2 protein-coding genes are annotated in these 1559 nt (G+C 45.9%); both read right to left on the reverse strand.

The window, feature by feature from the left end:
- The coding region (locus HP456_RS17020; protein WP_512698764.1) for a phosphohexomutase domain-containing protein at positions 1 to 838 on the reverse strand (838 nt) is incomplete at its 3' end.
- A gap of 25 nt (positions 839 to 863) precedes the next feature.
- A partial coding sequence (locus HP456_RS17025) for a CdaR family protein (RefSeq protein WP_246289181.1) occupies positions 864 to 1559 on the reverse strand: 696 nt, incomplete at its 5' end.

Below are 1559 nucleotides of genomic sequence, written 5' to 3' on the forward strand. Positions count from 1 at the left end.
CGGTAGATTGTTTAAGTCTGCCTTCCGACTTCAAGTATTTACCGCAGATGTACATGATCTGATCGCCGTCTACGATGTTTCCGTGTTCATCGACAGCGATTATACGGTCTCCGTCACCATCAAAGGCAAGTCCGACATCCGCATTCTTATCCTTCACCATTTCAGCAAGCGCTTCTGGATGAGTGGAACCGACTCCTTCATTGATATTCAACCCGTCTGGAGATGCCCCCATCGTTGAAATATCCGCATCCAAATCAGCGAATAAGTGGGTCGCAAGTGCGGAAGTGGCACCGTGCGCACAATCCAATGCAATATGTAAACCATCGAAATCTTCATCTACAGTCTGTTTTAAGTATTGAAGGTACTTCTGGCCACCTTCGAAATAATCACTTACTTGTCCTAAATCGGCACCGATTGGACGAGGTAGGCTGTCTTCCGTCCGATCGAGCAGCTCTTCAATCTCATGCTCCTGGTCGTCTGATAATTTAAACCCGTCCGGTCCGAAGAATTTAATTCCGTTATCTCCGACAGGATTGTGAGAAGCAGAGATCATGACACCGGCCTGGGCACCAAGCGCTTTTGTTAAATAAGATACTCCGGGAGTTGAAATGACACCAAGACGCATCACTTCCGCTCCGATAGAGAGTAAGCCGGCAACCAATGCCCCCTCAAGCATATGACCGGATATACGGGTATCCCTTCCAATCAGGATTTTAGGACGTGTCGCATCCTTTGTCAGGACATAACCGCCGAAACGGCCAAGTTTAAATGCTAACTCCGGTGTTAGTTCAGTATTCGCTACACCTCTTACACCATCTGTTCCAAAATACTTACCCATACTAAATCTCTCCTTTTCACAGCTCTTATGCTGATGTGTTCTTTTCTTTTATCTGTATTTTCACTGTCTGTTCAGATAGTGTCCAGTCAACGTTTTCAGGTCCTTCTGCATTGATCTCGACCTCATGCTCACCCGGTTCCAGATCCTTCAGGTCAAGGGCTAAGTTGAAGTCTTCCTTGGTTATTTCATCAACTGCCCCATTTTCACCTTTCAGCGTCGCATCGACCGTCCCGTCTTGTGGTGTGATGATGGATACTTCGTAGTCTTCACTCAAGCCCTGAGGCTTCAATTCCAAACCCGATATCTCTTTCTCGGTTGTTGTGTTCACATCTAATTTGACCTTCACTTCCTCAGGGGCTACTTTATTCAAACCATCTTTCAGCGACAATGGCACTGTGACGGTTGTATCTTTCGTAATTTTACTCAGATCGACTTCAGCCGTGAGCTCTTCAATTGTATCCAAGACCTCTTGTCTGCCAAATACGTTGACCGTCCCAGGCTCCACAGTTATGGACTCAAGTGTCGTCCCATCTGGTAATGAACCTTTTTGTTTGACTGCTACTGGAACTTCCTTGCTGGGGTTCACAACCGATACAGTGACATCGACAAGTTCAGGCTCGATTTGAACATTCAATTTGTTGTAGTCACGATCTAACACTTGAACTTTTGCTTCCCTTGTGACATTTTCACTTATTTCACCCTCGATATCCAGGGTTGCTTT

Origin of the sequence: Bacillus haikouensis, from assembly GCF_013179555.1 — a bacterium.
GTDB classification, from domain to species: Bacteria; Bacillota; Bacilli; order Bacillales; family Bacillaceae_B; genus Rossellomorea; species Rossellomorea haikouensis_A.